General features: G+C 43.4%; 19 protein-coding genes. 10 read left to right on the plus strand and 9 right to left on the minus strand.

Annotation, left to right across the window (positions count from 1 at the left end; all coding sequences use genetic code 11):
• The first annotated feature begins 1 nt into the window (after window position 1).
• The 9 genes from B3M32_RS07325 to B3M32_RS07365 all read left to right on the plus strand — a co-directional run bounded on the left by B3M32_RS07325 (window position 2) and on the right by B3M32_RS07365 (window position 11,159).
• Entirely contained in the window at window positions 2-1,213 is a 1,212-nt protein-coding gene (locus tag B3M32_RS07325) for a CotH kinase family protein (RefSeq protein ID WP_290744713.1), read from the plus strand.
• A gap of 15 nt (window positions 1,214-1,228) precedes the next feature.
• Window positions 1,229-2,677: a lipopolysaccharide biosynthesis protein gene (locus B3M32_RS07330; protein ID WP_290744715.1), complete on the plus strand. Its 1,449-nt coding sequence runs from the start codon at window positions 1,229-1,231 to the stop codon at window positions 2,675-2,677.
• On the plus strand, window positions 2,664-3,782 hold the full coding sequence (locus B3M32_RS07335; RefSeq protein ID WP_290744717.1) for a DegT/DnrJ/EryC1/StrS family aminotransferase: 1,119 nt from the start codon (window positions 2,664-2,666) through the stop codon (window positions 3,780-3,782). The genes B3M32_RS07330 and B3M32_RS07335 overlap by 14 nt, the downstream gene beginning before the upstream one ends.
• 7 nt (window positions 3,783-3,789) lie before the next feature.
• Entirely contained in the window at window positions 3,790-4,992 is a 1,203-nt protein-coding gene (locus B3M32_RS07340; RefSeq protein ID WP_290744719.1) for an ATP-grasp domain-containing protein, read from the plus strand.
• Between the two features lie 8 nt (window positions 4,993-5,000).
• The gene (locus B3M32_RS07345; RefSeq protein ID WP_290744721.1) at window positions 5,001-5,960 is read left to right on the plus strand and encodes a hypothetical protein; all 960 of its coding nucleotides are present in this window, start codon (window positions 5,001-5,003) and stop codon (window positions 5,958-5,960) included.
• A 101-nt stretch (window positions 5,961-6,061) separates the two neighbouring features.
• Entirely contained in the window at window positions 6,062-7,342 is a 1,281-nt protein-coding gene (locus B3M32_RS07350; RefSeq protein ID WP_290744723.1) for an ATP-grasp domain-containing protein, read from the plus strand.
• 22 nt (window positions 7,343-7,364) lie between these two features.
• Window positions 7,365-8,417, plus strand: a complete 1,053-nt coding sequence (locus B3M32_RS07355) for an NAD/NADP-dependent octopine/nopaline dehydrogenase family protein (protein WP_290744725.1) — start codon at window positions 7,365-7,367, stop codon at window positions 8,415-8,417.
• Between the two features lie 5 nt (window positions 8,418-8,422).
• On the plus strand, window positions 8,423-10,144 hold the full coding sequence (locus tag B3M32_RS07360) for a glycosyltransferase family 2 protein (protein WP_290744727.1): 1,722 nt from the start codon (window positions 8,423-8,425) through the stop codon (window positions 10,142-10,144).
• Between the two features lie 4 nt (window positions 10,145-10,148).
• Complete coding sequence (locus tag B3M32_RS07365) at window positions 10,149-11,159, plus strand: acyltransferase family protein (protein ID WP_290744729.1); 1,011 nt, start codon at window positions 10,149-10,151, stop codon at window positions 11,157-11,159.
• Here B3M32_RS07365 and B3M32_RS07370 read toward each other — a convergent pair.
• The 3 genes from B3M32_RS07370 to B3M32_RS07380 are packed head-to-tail and all read right to left on the minus strand — an operon-like array spanning window position 11,139 to window position 13,200.
• The gene (locus tag B3M32_RS07370) at window positions 11,139-11,738 is read right to left on the minus strand and encodes a hypothetical protein (protein ID WP_290744731.1); all 600 of its coding nucleotides are present in this window, start codon (window positions 11,736-11,738) and stop codon (window positions 11,139-11,141) included. The genes B3M32_RS07365 and B3M32_RS07370 overlap by 21 nt on opposite strands.
• Window positions 11,735-12,334 (minus strand): SGNH/GDSL hydrolase family protein, encoded by a 600-nt coding sequence (locus tag B3M32_RS07375; RefSeq protein WP_290744733.1) that lies wholly within the window; start codon window positions 12,332-12,334, stop codon window positions 11,735-11,737. The genes B3M32_RS07370 and B3M32_RS07375 overlap by 4 nt, the downstream gene beginning before the upstream one ends.
• A complete protein-coding gene (locus B3M32_RS07380) occupies window positions 12,334-13,200 on the minus strand; it encodes an endonuclease/exonuclease/phosphatase family protein (protein WP_290744735.1) in 867 nt (288 codons plus the stop codon). The genes B3M32_RS07375 and B3M32_RS07380 overlap by 1 nt, the downstream gene beginning before the upstream one ends.
• Window positions 13,201-13,366: 166 nt before the next feature.
• On the opposite strand from B3M32_RS07380, the gene B3M32_RS07385 reads away from it, so the two are divergent.
• Window positions 13,367-14,500: an acyltransferase family protein gene (locus B3M32_RS07385; protein ID WP_290744737.1), complete on the plus strand. Its 1,134-nt coding sequence runs from the start codon at window positions 13,367-13,369 to the stop codon at window positions 14,498-14,500.
• Here B3M32_RS07385 and B3M32_RS07390 read toward each other — a convergent pair.
• The 6 genes from B3M32_RS07390 to B3M32_RS07415 all read right to left on the minus strand — a co-directional run bounded on the left by B3M32_RS07390 (window position 14,478) and on the right by B3M32_RS07415 (window position 19,795).
• On the minus strand, window positions 14,478-15,005 hold the full coding sequence (locus B3M32_RS07390; RefSeq protein ID WP_290744739.1) for a hypothetical protein: 528 nt from the start codon (window positions 15,003-15,005) through the stop codon (window positions 14,478-14,480). The two genes, B3M32_RS07385 and B3M32_RS07390, sit on opposite strands and share 23 nt — an antisense overlap.
• Before the next feature lie 71 nt (window positions 15,006-15,076).
• Window positions 15,077-15,670, minus strand: a complete 594-nt coding sequence (locus B3M32_RS07395) for an SGNH/GDSL hydrolase family protein (protein WP_290744741.1) — start codon at window positions 15,668-15,670, stop codon at window positions 15,077-15,079.
• A 46-nt stretch (window positions 15,671-15,716) separates the two neighbouring features.
• The gene (locus B3M32_RS07400; protein WP_290745089.1) at window positions 15,717-16,610 is read right to left on the minus strand and encodes a glycosyltransferase family 2 protein; all 894 of its coding nucleotides are present in this window, start codon (window positions 16,608-16,610) and stop codon (window positions 15,717-15,719) included.
• 2 nt (window positions 16,611-16,612) lie between these two features.
• Window positions 16,613-17,599 (minus strand): Stealth CR1 domain-containing protein, encoded by a 987-nt coding sequence (locus B3M32_RS07405; RefSeq protein WP_290744744.1) that lies wholly within the window; start codon window positions 17,597-17,599, stop codon window positions 16,613-16,615.
• Between the two features lies 1 nt (window position 17,600).
• The gene (locus B3M32_RS07410) at window positions 17,601-18,698 is read right to left on the minus strand and encodes an EpsG family protein (RefSeq protein WP_290744746.1); all 1,098 of its coding nucleotides are present in this window, start codon (window positions 18,696-18,698) and stop codon (window positions 17,601-17,603) included.
• Window positions 18,699-18,700: 2 nt separating this feature from the next.
• Window positions 18,701-19,795 (minus strand): glycosyltransferase, encoded by a 1,095-nt coding sequence (locus B3M32_RS07415; protein WP_290744748.1) that lies wholly within the window; start codon window positions 19,793-19,795, stop codon window positions 18,701-18,703.
• Between the last annotated feature and the right edge of the window lie 4 nt (window positions 19,796-19,799).

Raw genomic sequence — 19,799 nt, forward strand, 5'->3', positions numbered from 1 at the left:
GTTGAAGCAAGCAAAAAAAATATTAGCCTGCTTTTTATTGGCTGCTTGTTCATGGGACTCTTCTAACAGTCCTCAAGACTATTTACCTCTCAACGACAGCGAATATCCATTCGCTGGCGTTCCGCGCCTTGTTATAGAAACAGATGATTTCCGAGGCCTTCGCGACAAAGAAACGTTAATCAACGCGAAATTGCAAATTTACGAGAAAGACGGGCCGAGCAGCGAAATCAAGACTTTGACCGTAAGAGGCCGCGGAAATTCGTCTTTTCGGATGCCCAAATACGGAATCAAGCTCGACTTTGACCAAAAACAGAGTTTGTTCGGAATGCCCAAAGGGACCGATTTCGCCCTGGTCGCCAATTTCAAAGACAAGACCCATGTCAAAAATTATGTGACCTATCAGCTCGCCTCCATACTGGGGGACGATTACTCTCCAAGAACTCAATTTGTCGAAGTCTTTTTCAACCGGGAGTATTTAGGACTATACCTTTTGGTCGAATCCGTAAAGGTATCCAAAAACAGGGTCAACCTGAACAAGGACAAGGCAAGCTATTTAGTCGAAAAAACAACCTCCCACGACAACAAACCCTTCTTTGAAACTAAAAACGGGAACCTCTTTGAAATCAAATACCCCAAAGAGCCCTCACAAGAATCCATAGACATCGTTGCCGAGCACTTTAGCAAATTCGAATTCGCCCAAAAAGACACCGTCCACTTCATTCCGTCCAATTGGATTGACACCCTTGACTTTGCGCGCTACTACTGGATCCAGGAATTTGCCAAGAACTTCGACGCGAGATTCCTCCGGAGCCTCTTCACCACATGGGAACAGGGCGACGTCCTAAAAATGGGCCCCGTCTGGGATTTTGACCTAGCCTATGGAATTTTCAGGACGGGGACCACAGGACATAAAGACTGGATCGTGCGCAACTTCGGATGGTATAAATGGCTTTGGAAAAACGAATCCTTTAAAAACAGTTGCCTTAGCTATTGGACCCAAAACAAGCACCTCTTCAAGAACGTCCCCGATTCCATTGAAGCAGTCTCTCAACGGATAAAAAAAGCCGTCAAAAACGACAACAAACGTTGGCCAACGCTCAATTCCACAGAAAACATGTATCACGACATCGCTTTCGAATCCTATGAAGATGCGGTAGACTCACTAAAAAATTGGGTTTCAGAACGTTATTATTGGATTGACGAGAACCTATAATTCTATTTTTCTCCTATGCCATCCAAAAACACCATCATATCGTCGCTTTTCTGGAAGTTCTTCGAACGGTGCGGAGCGCAGCTGATCCAGTTCTTTTTAACCATTATTCTCGCCCGAGTTCTTGCACCAAACGACTTCGGCCTGGTTGCTCTTGTCACCGTTTTCATCACCTTTGCAAACGTCTTTGTCCAGAGCGGTTTAAACACAGCCCTTATACAAAAGAAGAATTCGGACAATCTTGACTTTTCTACAGTATTCATCGCCAGCATTGGCGTCGCCACCATACTCTACATCGTTCTTTTCTTTTGCGCCCCCCTTATCGCCCAATTTTATAACAATGAAACTTTAATACCCGTCATCCGTGTATTATCGATAACGCTTTTCCTTGGTGCGATTAATTCCGTACAGCTTGCCTACATTTCCAAAAACATGCTATTCAAAAAACTGTTCTACCGCAGTTTAGGGGCAATGATTCCATCCGGCATCCTCGGCGTCATTTTCGCTTTAGCTCATTTTGGCGTTTGGGCCCTAGTAATACAGCAGCTATCCAACGTATTTCTCGCAATCGTCATCATGTGGTTCACGGTTCCTTGGCGACCCAAAATGGAATTTTCCTTTTCCCGTCTAAAAGGACTTTTTTCCTTTGGATGGAAGTTGCTGTGTTCCGCTATTATAGATACCGGATACAATAATTTGACCGGACTTATCATCGGAAAAATGTTTTCGCCTGCAGATCTGGCTTATTACAACAGAGGCGAGCATTTCCCAAATTTCGTGGTAAACAACATCAATAGTTCCATTCAATCCGTCATGCTTCCGTCTCTTTCGGCTCACCAGGACGACAAGCCCCAAATGAAAAGGCTTATGCGACGGGCAATCAAGACAAGTTCATTCGTCATCATCCCTCTAATGACAGGTCTAGCCGTTCTCGCCAAGCCAGTCGTCCTGTTGCTGTTGGGAGAAAAATGGCTGCCTAGCGTTCCCTTTATCCAGGTATATTGCTTCATCTATCTTTTATACCCCATCCACACTTCAAACCTCTCTGCCATAAATGCAATGGGTAGAAGCGACATCTTTTTAAAGCTTGAAATCATAAAGAAATGCGTGGGGTTAACTTTCCTCATTGGGGGATTATACTACTTCAAATCTCCCATTGGCATCGCATACGGCGCATCAATCTCGACCTTGATTAACGCCTTTGTAAACGCCAATCCGAATAAAAAATTGATGGGTTACGGCTATTTTGAGCAAATAAAAGATATCTTCCCCTCATTTTTCATAGCAGCCCCGATGGGCGCCTGCGTTTACGCCGTAGGATTACTGAATCTACCCATACTACCCGGCTTATGCCTACAAACCCTTTGCGGAATAATATTCTATTTTAGTCTAGCAAAGATATTCAAACTCGAAAGTTTTGATTACCTGTTAAACACAGTAAAGGAATTCCGGAATGGCCGAAAATAAGTTGATCACGGTTACATCACCATTGCTGCCTTCTTTGGATGATTTTATCCCGATGCTCAAGGACATCTGGGAACGCAAGTGGCTTACCAACAACGGTCATTACCACAAAGAACTAGAAAAGCAGCTTGCCGACTACCTAGGCGTCGAATACATCAGTCTGTTCACCAACGGGACGCTCCCGCTGATTACAGCCTTACAAGCCCTGCGAATTTCGGGCGAAGTCATTACCACCCCATACAGTTTTGTGGCAACAACGCACTCCATCTGGTGGAACGGCCTTAAGCCGGTCTTCGTCGATGTGGACGAAGAAACGGGAAACCTCGATCCAGAAAAGATTGAAGCCGCCATAACGCCGCATACTACTGCAATTATGCCCGTCCACGTATATGGAACTCCATGTAACACGAAGCGCATCCAGGAGATTGCAGACATCTATGGTCTCAAGATCATCTATGATGCAGCCCACGCCTTCGGCGTCAAGGTAAACGGGGAATCCATCCTAAAGCAGGGAGACATGAGTACGCTCAGTTTCCACGCAACCAAAGTCTACAACACAGTAGAAGGCGGAGCTCTAGTCTGCCACGATGAAGCTACAAAGAAGCGCATTGATTTTCTCAAGAACTTCGGATTCAACGGAGAGACTACCGTCGTCGCTCCTGGCATCAACAGCAAGATGGACGAAATCCGTTCCGCATATGGGCTCTTGAACCTGAAGCAAGTAGATGATGCGATTGCGAAACGCAAGGCGACCGCAGAAAAATACCGCGAAGCACTCAAGGACATTCCTGGCATTCGCATGTTGAAAGATATCGAAGGAATCCGTCATAACTACGCCTACTTCCCAATATTTATTGATGAAAAGGCATACGGCATGAGCCGTGACGCCCTGTACGCGAAACTTCAAGAGCACAACATTTTCGGTCGCCGCTACTTCTATCCGCTCATCAGCACATTCAGCGCCTACAAGGGACTTGATTCGGCCAACCCGAAAAACCTGCCCATCGCCCACAAACTGGCTGACCAGGTGTTATGCCTTCCGATGTTTGCCGGACTCGACGAGGAATCCGCAAACCGAGTCCTAGACGTCGTCTTGAACAAGAAATAGGTAAGCCGTGAAAAAACTGATGCTCCTTGGCGGGTTACGGTACCTGCTCCCCGTAATCAACGAAGCACATAAAATGGGTGTACACGTAATTACGGCAGATTACCTCCCCGATAACATTGCCCATAAATATTCTGACGAATACTGCAATGTAAGTATCATCGACAAGGACGCTGTTCTGAAGGCCGCACAGGAACTCAAAATTGACGGAATCCTCTCCCATGCGGTAGATCCCGGAGTAACGACTGCGGCCTACGTGGCAGAAAAGATGGGACTTCCTTTCCAGTGCACCTACGAAGCCACCTGCTTTCTACAAGACAAATCGCTGTTCCGCAAGTTCCTCACTGATAATGGATTCAACTGCCCCAAGGCAAAAGGATACGACAACATTGACGACGCCCTAAAAGACGTCGATTACTTCAACTGGCCCGTCATCGTAAAACCTGTCGATTCCGCCGGCAGCAAGGGCGTCACGAAGGTCGAAAAAAGAGCCGATTTAAAAACAGCAATCGAAACGGCACTATCGGCATCGATTTCCAAAAACTTCATTGTCGAAGATTTTCTGGACAAAGTGGGCGCACAATCCAGCGCCGACATCTTCACGGCAGACGGCAAACTCGTGTACCCGGCCTATTCCGACCAGCTGTTTGACAAGAACGCCGCCAACCCATACACACCGGCCATCGAAATATGGCCAGCATCCATGGAACAAAAATATCAGGACGATCTGACAAACCAACTACAACGTCTGTTTACGCTCCTGAACGTAAAATCCGGCATCTACAACGTAGAAAGCCGCGTATGCTCCGACGGTAAGGCCTATATTATGGAAGTGAGCCCCCGCGGCGGTGGAAACCGCATCGCAGAACTTCAAGATATGGCGACCGGACAAAGTTTAATCCGCAACGAAATCAAAAAAGCGCTGGGAATGCCGTTGGATAACATTACCGCCCCTGTTTATGATGGCGTATGGTGCAACTACATTCTGCATTCTTCAACCGAAGGACAATTCGTCTCCATCGAGATAGATCCGGAATTCAAGCAAAAATACATCCGTGACGTGGGGCTGATCGTCAAGCCAGGAGACCATATCGTACCCTTCAAGGGAGCAAACAACTCTCTCGGCACTTTGTTCCTGCGATTCAAAACTCGCGAGGAACTTGAAAAAGCTTTGAGTGACACGACGTCATGGATGCATATCAATGTGAAGTAGAATCAACTATGAAACCTATCGGCGGATATTTTGAATGGGAATTCCCCACGGTGCAGAACCGCAGTTTGCACGAAGGAGCTGTTTATCTGAACAGCGGCCGACACGCCCTCGAATACATCCTGAAAGGTATCGGAAACGCCAGCCAGCTATGGATTCCCTATTTCACCTGCGACGCCGTACTAGAACCTCTAAAAAAAATCGGCATTCCCTGGAAGTTTTACCATACCAATGAAAAGTTGGAACTTGCAGAATCAATCCATCTGCAAGATGGGGAATACCTGCTATACACGAACTATTACGGCATCAAAGACGCCTATGCGCAAAAAATTCAAGAAACCTATGGCAATCGTGCTATTATAGATAACGCCCAGGCTCTTTATTGCCCCGCACAGAAGCACCACCAATTCTACAGCCCACGCAAATTCATGGGTATGCCGGACGGAGGTCTCGCGGTCACAAGCGTGCCACTCACGGTTAGCTCTCTGCCTATTGATTGTTCTTATGACCGCTGCTCGCATCTACTTAAGCGCACGGAACTGATTCCTGCAGAAGGCTACAGCGATTTCAAGGCAAACAGCAAGAAGATTGCAGAATCGCCTCTTTCCCAGATGAGCCAAATTTCAAGACACATTTTTGCCACCATCGACCTCGACTGCATAAAGCAAAAACGCCGCGAGAATTTTGAATACCTCCACAAAATTCTCGCATCAACAAATCGATTGGAAATTCCATCGTTAGACTCTTTTGCCTGCCCGCTCGTTTACCCATATTGGTCTAAATGCGGAAATGAGCTCAAGAAAAAGCTGATTGCGCAAAACATATTCGTTGCAACCTACTGGCCCAATGTTCTTGAATGGACGGGACAAAACGACTTGGAATATGAAATGGCAAATCATATTGTATGCATTCCCGTCGACCAAAGGTATGGGAAAGATGACATGGAAAGGATAATAGGGGCAATCCTCTAAAAAGCAGGCCGTACAGAGGCCTTTAGAGCGATTCAAAATCGAAAAAAGAGTATATTTAAATTTAAAGATTCCAAGGATTTTTTTGATAGGAAAAAAAGGCAATGACTAAATTTGAAGGCAAGAAACTTCTCATAATCGGAGCAACAACTACCGAATGCGACATTGTCCGTTACGCAAAAGCGGCAGGCATTTATACCATCGTTGCTGATTACAATGCCGATTCTCCAGCAAAAAAGATTGCAGACAAGCCTGTTTTGATCAACGCACTTGATGTAGACGCCCTAGTCGATTTTTGCAAGAAAGAAAAGGTAGACGGGGTCATCACTGGTTTTGTAGACATCTTGCTTAGACCATATATGGAAGTATGCAAGCGTCTCGGATTGCCCTGCTATATTACGGAAAAAATGCTGAGCATGTCGACAAACAAGGTCGACTTCAAGAACACATGCGACAAGTATGGCGTTCCCGTCCCTCAGACTTACCTGATGGGAAATAAGATCGACGACAACACTCTCAAACGAATCACCTATCCCGTATTTGTAAAGCCGCTTGACGGCAGCGGCTCCCGCGGCGCCGGCGTGTGCCGTAACGAGCAGGAATTGAAAGCCCGCTTTGAAGAAGCCGTCAGCTATTCAGCCAGCGGCAATGCGATAATTGAAGACTATATCAGCGGAAGGGAATTCCTTCTGGACTACATTGCGGTCGGCGGGGAATTCAGGCTGCTTTCCATTTTTGACCGCTTTATGGCTTCGGACAGAGGTTCTGCCATCAATTATTCCACCATAAGCATGTCGCCGTCAAAGGCCGTTGACTTCTATCTCGAAAAAGTCAACCCGGCAGTCATAAACATGTTCAAAAGCGAAGGCTTTACGGACGGAGTCCTTTTCATGCAAGGGTACTTTAACGGGAAAGACGTGAAGTTCTTTGAAATGGGCTGCCGTTTAGGCGGTTCGTATTTCAACCACGAACAGGCCTGCCTTGGCTACAACGCCATGGACATGATTATCGAGTTCGCATTGACCGGCAAGATGGTCGAAGACATCGGAACCATCAGCGAAGAATCGGCAAGGTACAAGAAATATGCCCTCGACTGTAACTATCTGCTGAAGGGCTATGACCAGACCGTCTCCAAAATCGTCGGCATGGATAAAGTTGAAGCCCTTCCAGAATGTATTGAAATACAGAAATATCATGATGTCGGCTATCATTACGGAAAAGACCGGACCGTCGACAGGCCTATTATGGTTGCCGAAATCGTCGCCGACAACAAGGACGAAGTCACAAGACTTGTAAATTACATAAACAAGGAATACGACGTTTTCAATGAGCGCGGAGAATCTTTGTTGATGGAAAAACTCAATCCTGAAGCCTTGTTTAAATAAAAAACTCAAAGGAGACCATTAAATGAAAGTAGCGATTATTGGAGCAGGAAATTCTGGTTGTGCCCAATCCATTAAGTTGATGCAAAATGGCCATCAGGTAAATCTGATAAAGACTTCGCATAGTCTGCATGACGATAACTTTGAGCAGCTTTTAAAAACAGGCGAAATCAGTTGTCTAGACACGACCGATAACAACAAGGAATTTGCACTAAAGCCGAAGCTTATTACAAGAGATATCGAAAAAGGCTTGGAAGGCGCCGAGGCGGTCATGATTCTGACTCAGAGCCTACAACACCGCGACCTGGCCAAAAGAGTCGGTCCGCTGCTGAAGGACGGTCAAATCGTATTTTTGATCCCCGGCAATATGGGTTCGACTCAATTCGCCAAGTACACCAAGGACAAGCACATCATTTATGTTGAGGGCGAATCCACCCCGTACGATGCACGCATCATAGCTCCTGGCAAAGTCGAAATTTTATTCAAGAATGTTCGCAATGCTGTATCGTTCCTCCACAAGGCCGACGAAAAGTATTTACCGGTTGTCACATCTTTGTTCGGCACGCACAAGTATTTAAGAACCAACGTAATCGAATCAACGCTGCACAACCCGAACATGGTCGTCCACACTATCGGTGCCATTATGTCGGCAAGCAGAATCGAATACGCGAAGGGCGAATTCTGGATGTACCGGGAAGCATTTTCACCTTCCGTATGGAACCTGATCGAAAAACTTGACGAAGAAAAGAAACAGGTCATCCGCGCCTACGGTGGAGAAAATGACATTAACTACTTAGACGCATGCAAATGGAGGAACGAAGAGGACCTTTCCATAGATAGCCTACAGGTGTTCAGAAATTACGCTGCAACGGGCGGTCCCAAGGGACCGGCCAGTTTGGACACCCGCTACATTTATGAAGACGTCCCCATGGAGTTATGTATGCTGGAAAAACTAGCCGCCCATAAAGGTTTTTCAACTCCAGTTGCATCGGCCTTGATTACGATAGCATCGGCGCTAAAATCTACCGATTATCGCAAAATCGGCTACGATTTCGATGATGTGAAGGATTATATCTAAAAAACATGAACGAAAAACCTCTCGTATCCATTCTTTGCGCGGCATACAATCAAAAGGATTTCATTGCGCAAACAATTGAAGGCTTTCTCATGCAGAAAGCAGATTTCCCTTTTGAAATCATCATCCATGACGATGCGTCAACAGATGGAACGGCAGACATTATTCGCAAATACGAAGCCGAGAACCCAGGCAAAGTAAAAGGCATTTACCAAACCGAGAATCAATATTCAAAAAAAGTTCCCATTTGGTGCACATTCATTTTCCCTTTGGCGCAAGGGAAGTACTATGCCGAATGCGAGGGGGACGATTATTGGACTGACCCTAACAAAATCCAAAGGCAAGCCGATTTTTTAGAGAGCCACCCAGATTACGTCCTTTCTACAGAAAACGCCCGCATTCTCTTTACAAAGACCAATATTGTTAAGCCTTTCTCCACCGAGCCTGAGCACGACATCACTCAAGAGGACCTACTTGTCAAAAGAAGATTTCCCACAGCTTCCGTCCTTTATCGTTCAGAGTTCATCCCAGAATTCATCCAAGAAGGCAAATCCGGTTTTGATACAAGCATGTGGGCTTTTTTCGCAAGCAAGGGAAAAATTCATTTCAATCCCGTTATATCGTCTGTATACCGCCGCGGAAGCGGGGTCACAGAAAGCAATAAAATCAGCTGGGCTTATCGAAGCGAATCCTTCAACGATCTTATAAACAAGCTTTACAAGCCTTCTGCACAAGTCAAAAAAGCACGCAAAAGGACCCTTTATTTTGACTATAAAAGCGGCTGGAAAGCGGCCAAAACGCAAAAGAATTCCAAAGATGCCCGCAAACTCCTTCTAAGGATGATTTTCAAAACGCCCTCTTTTTTCATCAAAGACCTGATTAAGAGTAAGGGAAATTATTACAAAGAAAAAATTATCACAAAATTCTGGAATTACTTCTATAAGATTCTTCCTGCACCAAGCTTAAAGCAAACAAACAGAGAGATCCCGGTAGTCGTATCCTTAACTAGCTACCCCGCACGGTTCAACACACTGCACCTAGTCATAAAAAGCATATTGAACCAAAAAAAACAGCCGGACAAGGTTGTTTTATATCTTGACAAGACCGTAGAATTAAAAGACGTTCCTTCGAAAGTCACTAAATTGCAAAAGAAAGGCCTTATCATACGAAACATCTGCGAAGATATAAAGCCGCATAAAAAGTATTTCTATGCAATGCAGGAGTATCCTGACGCAGCCATCATCACGGTCGATGACGACGTAATCTATGCCAAGGACACCGTATCGTCTCTTTACAGTTCTTTCCTTAAAAATCCAGAAGCCGTTTCCGCAAGGCGAGTCCATCAAATTTCGCGGGGCTTAAACGGCGAAAGCATGCCCTACAACACCTGGACGCAAGAAGTAACCCATTTGAAAAAAGGGGACAAGGACCTCATTTCCGTAGGTATCGGCGGAGTTCTGTACCCCCCGAAAATATTCGATTTTAGCAAGCCCTATTTTCAATTGGAAACAATCATTGAACAATGCCTGAAAGCCGATGACATCTGGCTTGCCTTCATAGAACGGGTAAACAACATCCCCATTTGTCCCGTTCCGAACAAGCTTCCCCATCCCTACAAGATTACGGACCCCGTATTAAAGGAAACGGCCCTCAGAAACCAGAATGTTTTTGAGAACCAGAACGACATATATATCCAAAAGTGCCGCGATTACTTCGGCATCGATTTGTAATCAGATGTTTCAATTTTCCAATTTAAGCAAGTACAGGTCAGCCCTGATGGGAATCGGCATATTGGGCGTCATGCTCGCCCATTATCTGTCATGGGCAAAAATAGCTTCAATCATCCCGACAGCATTCTTTAGACCTTTTACAGGTTTGGTTTTTACAGAAGGGTTCCTTCTTTTGTCCGGATTAGGACTTTATTATTCTTGGCAAAAAGATTCCAATACAAAATCATTTTACAAAAAAAGAATCTACCGTCTTTTCATCCCCTACATGCTGATTTCGTTTGCATTCATCGTCTATTCCACCATTATATCTAGCTCCACATTGCTGGAATCCACATTGCGTCTTCTGACATTAAAATTCTGGGTTTTCGGAAACGACTCCATGTGGTACATATCTGTTTCCCTTGCGCTTTATTTAGCATTCCCCTTTATTTACCGTTTTCTATTCAGCGGAAAAATGAGTCCCCATGTCAAATGTCTTGTCCTTGTCACATTATGGATTTCCCTCTGCTACGCCATTCATAATCTTTTTGCAGATTACTATAAATCTGTAGAATTAGGTTTCCCCAAAATATGGATGTTCTTTTTAGGCATGCTTCTAGGCAAGTACGCCTACTCAAACACCAAGACCTCAAAAGCACACATCGTGTTGTTCGGTTGTATTTTTGTCATGGCCGTTCTTTCAAATCTTTCGGACAACGACTTCATAAAGCCATTTGCCGATTGTTTACTCAGGCTCGTTACAATCCCAATCGTCTGCGTTCTATTCAATATCACACAAAAATGGAACGGCTTCTTCCACAAAATTCTTAGCTGGTTTGGAAAGTATTCCCTGGAGCTTTATATCATCCACCTATTGACATACGAGTCCATCAAATTCAGCTATCAATTCTTCAATTCCATTCCGTACACATCCTACAGCAGAATAGGCGCCACAATTAGCATTTTTGTAGCCATCTCGTCATGTTCTTTTGTACACGACGGAATCAATCGCCTTTTAAAAAGACAGCTCGTATAAGAAATTTACATGGACCCTGGTATATTGCGTTTTCAGGTTTGTTGGAATCGTAATCTCAGGGGACACGCTCAAATTCTTGACAGAAAAGCTCATTCCCGCCAAAAACCGACCTTCCGCTTTCCGGAATTCGGGAATATTCTTTATTCCCCCAAAAACAGCGATGTCCCTCCATCCTGAAATTTTGCCAACAAATTCATAGCCATAATTGAATTTCAAATCGCTATCATATTGGGGTCTAAAGCGGCCGTCAAGTTCAATCAAACGGTTAAAAAACAACGCCCTCAAAAACAAGTCGGCCCCGTAATCATAATACGTTTGCTCATAGGTCGTCCCATAAAAGACCGAATACTGTCCAGAGAGATTTTCATTTAGATGGAAATAATAAAAGGGGCTCAAACGAACATATTGCGAAGCGTCCTGGACCCATAGCGAATGCATTAAGGCAATACCAGCGCTTCTACCAGGCCTAAACCCAGCAATAGCATATTTTGAATTTTCCATACCAACAAAAGCAACAGCCGCAAGAGCGTTTCCTGCCACAAATGTTAAAAGAAATATCAGGCATTTTAACGTTTTCATAGGAACTTCTTCAACTCATTGCTTAAAACTTCATATCCTGCAGGACTGGGATGCAGGCCGTCGTTAAACAGTTCTTTTTTTATTTCATAGCCATCATCTAAAAAGAAGGAGAACACATCGACAAAAGAGCCGTTTTCAACATCTCGCACCACGCGGTCCTTAAGGCCCTGATTAAACGATTCAATAAACTTATTTACGCCTTCATCTTGACGATCATGCAGATTCCTCGGAAGGATTGACACAACAACAACAGACTCATAAGGGACCTTCTTCAACATTTCAACATAGCGATCTTCAACGGTTTCCTTTATTTTCTTATTATCCGTATTCACATACCCAATATCATTAGTACCGATTAGAACAACCGTTTTTCTCCCCTCACAGGAAGCGATATTCCAGCCCAGCGCATCCTGGACCTTGGCTCCAGACTTAGATATCTTCACAATCGAGAATTCCGGGAAATAATAATCGAGATCCCACAATTCAGTAATAGAATCTCCGATGAAACACAACTCCGTTTCTTCATATCCGTTCGAACAGGCCAGCAAAAAGCATACGCTCAAGCCCAGCAGAGTCCTTCTTAACAGTCCAAGCATCACTTCTTTTCCAAATTGATCTTGACGACAACAGGGAAATGGTCCGACGGGAAACGGTTTTCACCATATTGGTCAGGGTAAGTATCCAAAAGAACGTTGTATTCCAAGACGTTTATATTCTTCGTCACCAGAATATGGTCCAGGCGTTTATCTGATTTACGGTCCTTTTCAAAATTATTAAAGGTTCCTGCCACTTTTATCTTTTTCTGGGCAACATTAATGCAGTCTTCAATAACACCCGATTTAGTCAAAATATCATAACCCGGACTATCCTGGTTAAAATTCAAATCACCCATAACAATAACAGCAGCATTTTCTCCAGCAATTTCACGGATTTTGCGAAGCAACATCTTACAGGATTCTGCTTCAACTTCCCCACCCGCATAATCCATATGCGTATTGAAAACCCAGAAGACACGGGAGGTATTCCGTTCCACCAATTTCACCCACGTACAAGAGCGAATGTACTTGCCATTCCATCCCAGCATCGGGACATCTTCCCGCGGTGCAAAATAGAACATTCCACTTTTCTGTTCGTCAAACCTTTTCTTCTTGTAAAATACGGAATTAAATGTGCCAACCTTGCCATTTTCATGATTAGGGAACCCTTTTCGCGAAAAATAGGGTAACATAGAGTTCAATTCGTTTAATTCCTTGTTAAAATCTTCTTGAACGCCCCAAATATCAAAATCGTTCGATTGCACCATCTTTACAATCGCTTCGCGGCGATTACCCCAAATATTCCCCGCAATAGAATCTTTCTTTATGTTAATACGGATATTCCAGGTTGCGACTTTAATAGGGTCGGCAAAGGACATCCCTACAAACGAGCAACAAAAGAAAAAAAAGATGAAAAGCCTTTTCATAATCTTTAAATTTAATCTTTTTCTAGCAAATAACCAAAAAGCAACAAGCATAAAAGAACAAAAAACACACTTTCAGCCGCAAAGTGGACTAGGCCATTTAGTTTAATTCGTATAATTTCTATTCAGTCGCATATAATTCCTTTGAAAATTAAATTATCTTTAAAATATGGGCAATTCTACCGCCAAGACCTCTCCTCCGAATCAGCGATACGCCTTTGTTGACATTGCAAAGGGATTTGCAATTATCGCCGTTGTTTTATGGCACATCAATTTTGCCAACGACTTTAACGCCGCATTCCCCTTAAAAACAATTCTTGGTGGTGGTTGGCACGTACCCGCATTCTTCATTATTTCTGGATTCTTTTTAAAGGAAGACCGATTATTAGCCCCATTTCATTTTGCAAAAAGCAAGTTTAAAACGATTTATCTATGGACTATCGCGATTTACATCCCCGCCATCTTAATGCACAATTTTTTCTTTAAAATCGGGTTCTACAGCAGCGGACCAAATCTTGGGTATAGTCAAGCGCTGCAACCGTATACTTCCGTAGACTTCATCAAAAAAATCATTGAAGCGCTGCTATTTGCCGGAAGAGAGCCCATCGTTAGCCCCTTGTGGTTTGCGTATGTCTTATGCCTCGCCTTAATCGGCTATTCATTAATCACTTTTTTCTCCCAAAAAATTTGGAAAGACCAATATCCTCTAGCTCGGGTGTGCATTTGTGTATTTTTGTCCACGGCATCCAGCGTACTTTCTAATCAATTTGACTGGACCCTAAATAGATTCAGCAACACCCTCGTCGTTTTATCCCTCCTTTGTTGCGGCCAATACTTGTTCCAAGTCAAAAAAGTCAAGTTTGATTCTCTCCCCGTTTTTTTATGCGCAGTCATCGCGTCATGGCAAAACTTCTTATTCAACGGGAACATCCTTTTAAACGACAACAAATTCCACGATCTGTTCCATATCGCAATCGGATCTACCTGCGCCCTATATGCGATCTGCTTCCTGTCAAAAAAAATCGAAAGTTCTCTTTTGGGCAAAGGAATCCAGATTGTCGGAAAGAAATCCTTTTATATCATGGGATTACATCTATTGGCATTTAAAGCCGTTACATGTATACTTCACGAATTGGACGAATCCGTAAACCTCGCCCGGCTAACCCCACTTACAAACGACAACGCCTTGCTCATAGCCATTTACCTTATTGCCGGGGTCGGATTACCAGTTCTTTTCGCTTATTTATGGGAATTCTTGTATCACAAGACTACTAGCAAGATTAAAGCGAATTTCTGTAAATAAAATTCACCGTTATCCTAGTCGTTGACTTGCACCCTTTTTCCAAAGGCGTAGAGACCTCTGGTTTCAAAACAATATGAGGCAAGTCAAAAACCACGCCCATATAGGCCCGTCTTTCCAAGTCCCTATATTCAGCCTGATTCTTTATTCCAAGAAAAAGGCCTACTTCATCCAAAGGGATTGTCTGCACCCAGGCATTATAGGCATTTTTGGACTTTAAATCACTATCATAAAAGGGCTGGAACGTCCCCCCAATCTGAAGAAGCCGCCCCACTATATTGTAGTTCAACATCAACATGGCGCCAACATCATAAAAATCCCCATTGTAACGGCGACCATAATAAAGCGTATAGGCCCCTTCGAGCCCAAAGTTTAGATAAAACGTGTAAAAAGCCGCCGCCCTTGCATATTGGAGTTCGACTTCCTCAACAAAGATGGAATTTTCCAAAGCCACGCCCCAATGCCTTGTATTCTCGTATGCGGCATAAGCGTACTTCGAATTACGCATGCCTAACATATAGTAAGACGCGAAGGAGGAGGATATAAATAACAAGCAGCAAATCAGAAGAAGTCGGATTTTCATAATTTTTCTCGCACTCTCCTAGTTAAAACCTCATAGCCTTCGGGACTTGGATGTAGACCATCATACAACAGGTCTTCATCTATTTCGTACCCCTTCTCAAGGAAATAAGGGAACACATTGACAAAAGCAAATCGAAGCGACGACGATTGCAAAGAATCTTTCAAAACGGCATTCTGCAATTCAATATTCAAGTTCACGGAGGTATCTTGTTCCCCCAAATAATTTCGAGGCAAAATAGAAACGACTACCAACTTTTCCGCATTTATTCTTCTTGCGCGTTCCATAAAAAGTTTTGCGAAATAACTTCGACTCGACTTTGCATTTGAATCACCTGATCGAATCAATCCTATATCATTCGTTCCGATTAAAATTACCGTTGTAAGCCCTTCACAATCCGACACATCCCATCTATCAATATCTTGAACCTTAGCACCCACAACAGCATGTTTTTTTATGCTATACCCAGGAAAATAATAATCCAAGTCCCATTGGTGTGTTATAGAATCGCCAATAAAGCACAATTCCGAATCGCCTTCATCAAAAGCGCAGGCGCCCAAAAAACACATCAAACCAATCAAAAAGATTCTCATAGGCATAAATCAGGACAATTAGTTTCGCACAGACTTCATTCGCTTTCTAGGATTTTTTCTTCAACATATCGTTTTTCAAATTTGAAAGAAATCCTCTGACAAAGCCCTTCAATCCTATAGTTTTCACGACACGAGAGCAATTGCAAATTCCCTTCCACAGGGATTTCTTTAACAACAAATAGAACCAATATTCAACATGTTTTGCCCTGTATTGAGCGCAGCCGTCATCAATCAACAAGCCTTCACATTTTAAAGCGACATCAAGCCTGCATCGCAAGGCTTCCACAGAAGACGCTTTAATCAAGGAGTCGTTTCTGTACGTATAATTGTATATGCGAGAATCTATATATTCAACATTTTGGGCAAGCAAAGCTATCCGTGTACTGAACCAGGCGTCATTACTCCAGCGAGTTTCATCAAACCTCACATTATTGGTTTCAACAAGCTCTCGACGAATAAACTTCGCCCATGGAGCATTTCGTCTGTATCGAATATAGCCTTGGTCGTTTTCTTTTTTCGCCAAATCAAAAATAGAATTCGCCTTATGCTCAAAATTTGCAATCACCAGGGATTCCGAATCCTTATAATTTATCTTAAAAAGAACAAGGTCACAAACATCATCCTTGAAGGCGTCCATTTGGGAATCAAGCAAATCTTTTTCAAAGAAATCATCGCAATCTGCAAATACAAGCCACTTACCCGAGGCCTTCAAAAGGCCGACGTTGCGAGCATGCCCTGCCCCCAGGCCCGTTTTGTCAAAAACGACTTGAACATTCTTTCTTTGAAGGCCTGGAAATTTTTCAAAATTGACAACAGAAGGATCGCTATTGTCATCCACGACAATCGTTTCAACATCATCCCGTTCAGGAATCGAATCAAGGCACCTCTGCAAAAGCTTCGGCAAGTTCTTGTGCGGAATAATGATGGAGTAATTATACATGGTCAAATTTCAAAGGTAGACTTATTGGGAAGCAACTTGTCAAATATTTTTATAAGCTCGTTCTTCAATTTTTCAAAATTCATCTTCGGATCAGAATCGTTCAAACAGACCATCGGCTCGCGCTGATTCAAAATGACGTCCTCAATTTCCTTCATGGATGATTCCGATATTTCCATGAACCGACCTCTGCTTTTACAAGGGACAAAGTTCCCCTTCGCATAGCGCCAGTACCTAAAGAGCCAATTGGTCACGTCGTCATTTTGCCTAAACTTATGAATCGTCGTCTTTTCAAGAGTTTCAGCTTCACTGTTCCAAACCTCTTCCATGAGAGTCTTGGTATGGGCTATCGGAAGATGGTCGTCATAAAATCCCGTAAACTGTCCCCATGGTATCAAGGCAAGATTTCTATACAGATTCAATCCGTATTTTAGCGAAAAATATTTGCAGAAGTTTCGTTTTAAACAATTTTTCTTCGAAAAGTTTTTGTTCACCAGCGCCATGTTGTTGGCCCTTAAACTGAACAAGGATTCCCCATTCGGAATAAGCGCATTAAAAACAGCCCTGTCGCAAGGGAGGCCCTTCTTGAAAAAGAATCCCGGGCGCAGACTTTTCAAAAGGAACATATCATCGTTAAAATAGACAAATTGCTCCGACAATTCCGGAATTCTATGCAAATTGAGTTCCAGAGGATTGCAATTAAACGTCGGCAAAACATCGGGCTGCAAAAAATCGGAATGCTTCACTATATGCAATTTAGGATGCTCCGTATTCAAGAATTTGGGCAAATGTCCATAGGTTACAAAATGGATTCTATTTACCCACGGAGTAAATTTTTCAACAGCCCTGAACCAATACTGTAGATTATCCCAATCACGAAAACGAATCACCGACTCGGGGGTATAATTCGGATCCCATCTGTTTTTCTCAGCGAGCCACTTCGGGTCATTCCCGTCGACCCACAAAAGAACAAAATCTATTTTTTCATTCATCTTACAGCCACTGTTTCAAAATAATCGATGTATATGGGAACGTGTCGTGATAACCATTATATATAAACATATAATACCAATATGCGACATAAAAACACATTCCCAGAGTTCCCACCACCTTTTGCCAGGTCTTATTCAAATGCGCACAAACAAATGGCAAAGCAAAAATTTGGGTTATTACGAAATAATTCATAATACGTTCGGCATCATTGCCGATAAGTTCTCTCGCTTGCGTTGCAACGACCATGACAATCAAAGAAAACGCCAAGTATATCGTTTCCTTTCTGAAAAACCTTTTCCTATAACAAAAGAAAATGATCGGCATGGGCAGTGTAATTAGGAATTTCGTAATAAAGAACCCATGCGTACTGTCTTTAAAATAATGCGCATAGTCGGCATTCAATCCCATTGTCGCTAACACCACATCCACCGACTTCTGGACCAATAAGGCCATGACAATCCCCATAATCACCATGGACCACATCATTTTATACGACTGGGTTCTTCTAAGAAAAATGAACAGGGGATAGATAGCAAAAGCCACAAATGCGGATATATGGAAGGTACAAGCAAACGCGACAACGATCAAGAAGGGCAGCAATTTACGCTTATACGCATAGGTACAGGCAAACAGGACTATTGCGCAAGCCGCACTTTGCCTCATTTGGTTCAGCGAAATGTTGTAATATGAGAAATAATAAACAAGAAGCGCCAACCATACAGGCATACGATTCCTGAACACTAGCAGAGCTCTCATCACGAAGAACATCTGCAAGGCCATCAGAACACCAAAAAAAACATTATAACTATCTGTAAACCGACTTACCAAATAATTCAAAAACAAATAACCCGGTTCCATGCGGATCATCCAAACGAGATCTATTTCTGAATACCACCTACTATGATAGACATCTAAAAAGCAATCTTTACCATACACCAAAACGTCCGTGCCAATGCAATCATCGCGCACACCGGCAATCAATGCCACCGGCAAAATGGAAAGCAACACCAAAAACCAACGCTGCCTAGCATCGCTAATTCTAGACGCTTTATAAAAAAACAGCGTTGACAGGGCGAATATGATTATATAGATAAGCAAATTTACAACTCTTTCAGATAAGCGGGAATCGACCTGCTCTGATATTTTCTAAGGAATAAATTCTTAAATTCGCCCCTGGCGGCACAATCAAATACAATTGAATCTATTCTCTTCGCATAATCCGAAGGCGATTCTGCAAGCAGCATGAAATCCGAGAAATCCTTCGAAATGCCTTCAAAGGCAAATTCATTCCCGATAACAGGCGTGCCGCACGCAAGGGATTCAACAACTTTCACCTTTACGCCAGCCCCCGAAAAAATCGGGGAAATAACAGCCTTGCTGTTCGCAATGATTTCGTACGGATTGTCGACAAAGCCCAAATATTCCACGTTTGAAAGGTTTTCGACATACTTCTTGAAATCATCCGGCAAGCCGATTCCGATAATCACATATTTTTCCGTTTTCGGCCGACTAGGATAAACATTGTCAAAATACCATTTCAGTCCATCAAAATTGTCAGGGCGTTTCCACTTGCCAAAAAAGACAAGGCGGTCCTCGACCTTTTGAGGCACGGCCTTTACAATGTTCTCGTCCAAATAGAAATTCGTATAGAGGGAAGGCAAACCATACGCGTTCTGCACCAAGTCAACGTCTTTCTGGCTAAATGTAAAGATGGTCAACTTGGGCATATGCATCAAGCGGCCTTCAGACTGTCTCACGAATTTTGCAACTAGGCCGCCATTATGCCCATAGCGTTCCGCCATGACATCGTGCGACATCAGGACCTTCTTGGCATCCGGGAAATGTTTGCCGTACAAAAGCATCTGGCTATGGTCCAGATACAGCAAATCGTAGGAATTCTGCTTCCATGCTTTTTTCAAGAAACGCAGCAACCTGTAGCTAAAACGAATGGAGAAAGTCGGGTGAAGCGTCGGATGTTTAACACTGTTCCAAAGCTTCACCAGCGTAGAATTCTTACAAACTTTCAGAACGCGAATATTTTCGTTCGGGCACACGTACTCTTTATCAAAGGAATACTTGTAATACACCAAATCTACTTGATTTTCCTTGGACAAATCCTCAAGCAACAATTTGGTGAATTTTTCTCCACCCGCCCTATCACTCGGCACATACGGCGTCAGAAACAATATTCGCATAAAT

The organism is Fibrobacter sp. UBA4309, assembly GCF_002395745.1.
Taxonomy (GTDB): Bacteria; Fibrobacterota; Fibrobacteria; order Fibrobacterales; family Fibrobacteraceae; genus Fibrobacter.

Coding starts and splice junctions, on each gene's coding strand:
- B3M32_RS07330 (WP_290744715.1), top strand. CDS start 1,229: ATGCCATCCAAAAACACCATCATATCGTCGCTTTTCTGGAAGTTCTTC.
- B3M32_RS07335 (WP_290744717.1), top strand. CDS start 2,664: ATGGCCGAAAATAAGTTGATCACGGTTACATCACCATTGCTGCCTTCT.
- B3M32_RS07345 (WP_290744721.1), top strand. CDS start 5,001: ATGAAACCTATCGGCGGATATTTTGAATGGGAATTCCCCACGGTGCAG.
- B3M32_RS07350 (WP_290744723.1), top strand. CDS start 6,062: ATGACTAAATTTGAAGGCAAGAAACTTCTCATAATCGGAGCAACAACT.
- B3M32_RS07355 (WP_290744725.1), top strand. CDS start 7,365: ATGAAAGTAGCGATTATTGGAGCAGGAAATTCTGGTTGTGCCCAATCC.
- B3M32_RS07360 (WP_290744727.1), top strand. CDS start 8,423: ATGAACGAAAAACCTCTCGTATCCATTCTTTGCGCGGCATACAATCAA.
- B3M32_RS07365 (WP_290744729.1), top strand. CDS start 10,149: ATGTTTCAATTTTCCAATTTAAGCAAGTACAGGTCAGCCCTGATGGGA.
- B3M32_RS07370 (WP_290744731.1), bottom strand. CDS start 11,738: ATGAAAACGTTAAAATGCCTGATATTTCTTTTAACATTTGTGGCAGGA.
- B3M32_RS07375 (WP_290744733.1), bottom strand. CDS start 12,334: ATGCTTGGACTGTTAAGAAGGACTCTGCTGGGCTTGAGCGTATGCTTT.
- B3M32_RS07380 (WP_290744735.1), bottom strand. CDS start 13,200: ATGAAAAGGCTTTTCATCTTTTTTTTCTTTTGTTGCTCGTTTGTAGGG.
- B3M32_RS07385 (WP_290744737.1), top strand. CDS start 13,367: ATGGGCAATTCTACCGCCAAGACCTCTCCTCCGAATCAGCGATACGCC.
- B3M32_RS07390 (WP_290744739.1), bottom strand. CDS start 15,005: ATGCGTAATTCGAAGTACGCTTATGCCGCATACGAGAATACAAGGCAT.
- B3M32_RS07395 (WP_290744741.1), bottom strand. CDS start 15,670: ATGAGAATCTTTTTGATTGGTTTGATGTGTTTTTTGGGCGCCTGCGCT.
- B3M32_RS07400 (WP_290745089.1), bottom strand. CDS start 16,610: ATGTATAATTACTCCATCATTATTCCGCACAAGAACTTGCCGAAGCTT.
- B3M32_RS07405 (WP_290744744.1), bottom strand. CDS start 17,599: ATGAATGAAAAAATAGATTTTGTTCTTTTGTGGGTCGACGGGAATGAC.
- B3M32_RS07415 (WP_290744748.1), bottom strand. CDS start 19,795: ATGCGAATATTGTTTCTGACGCCGTATGTGCCGAGTGATAGGGCGGGT.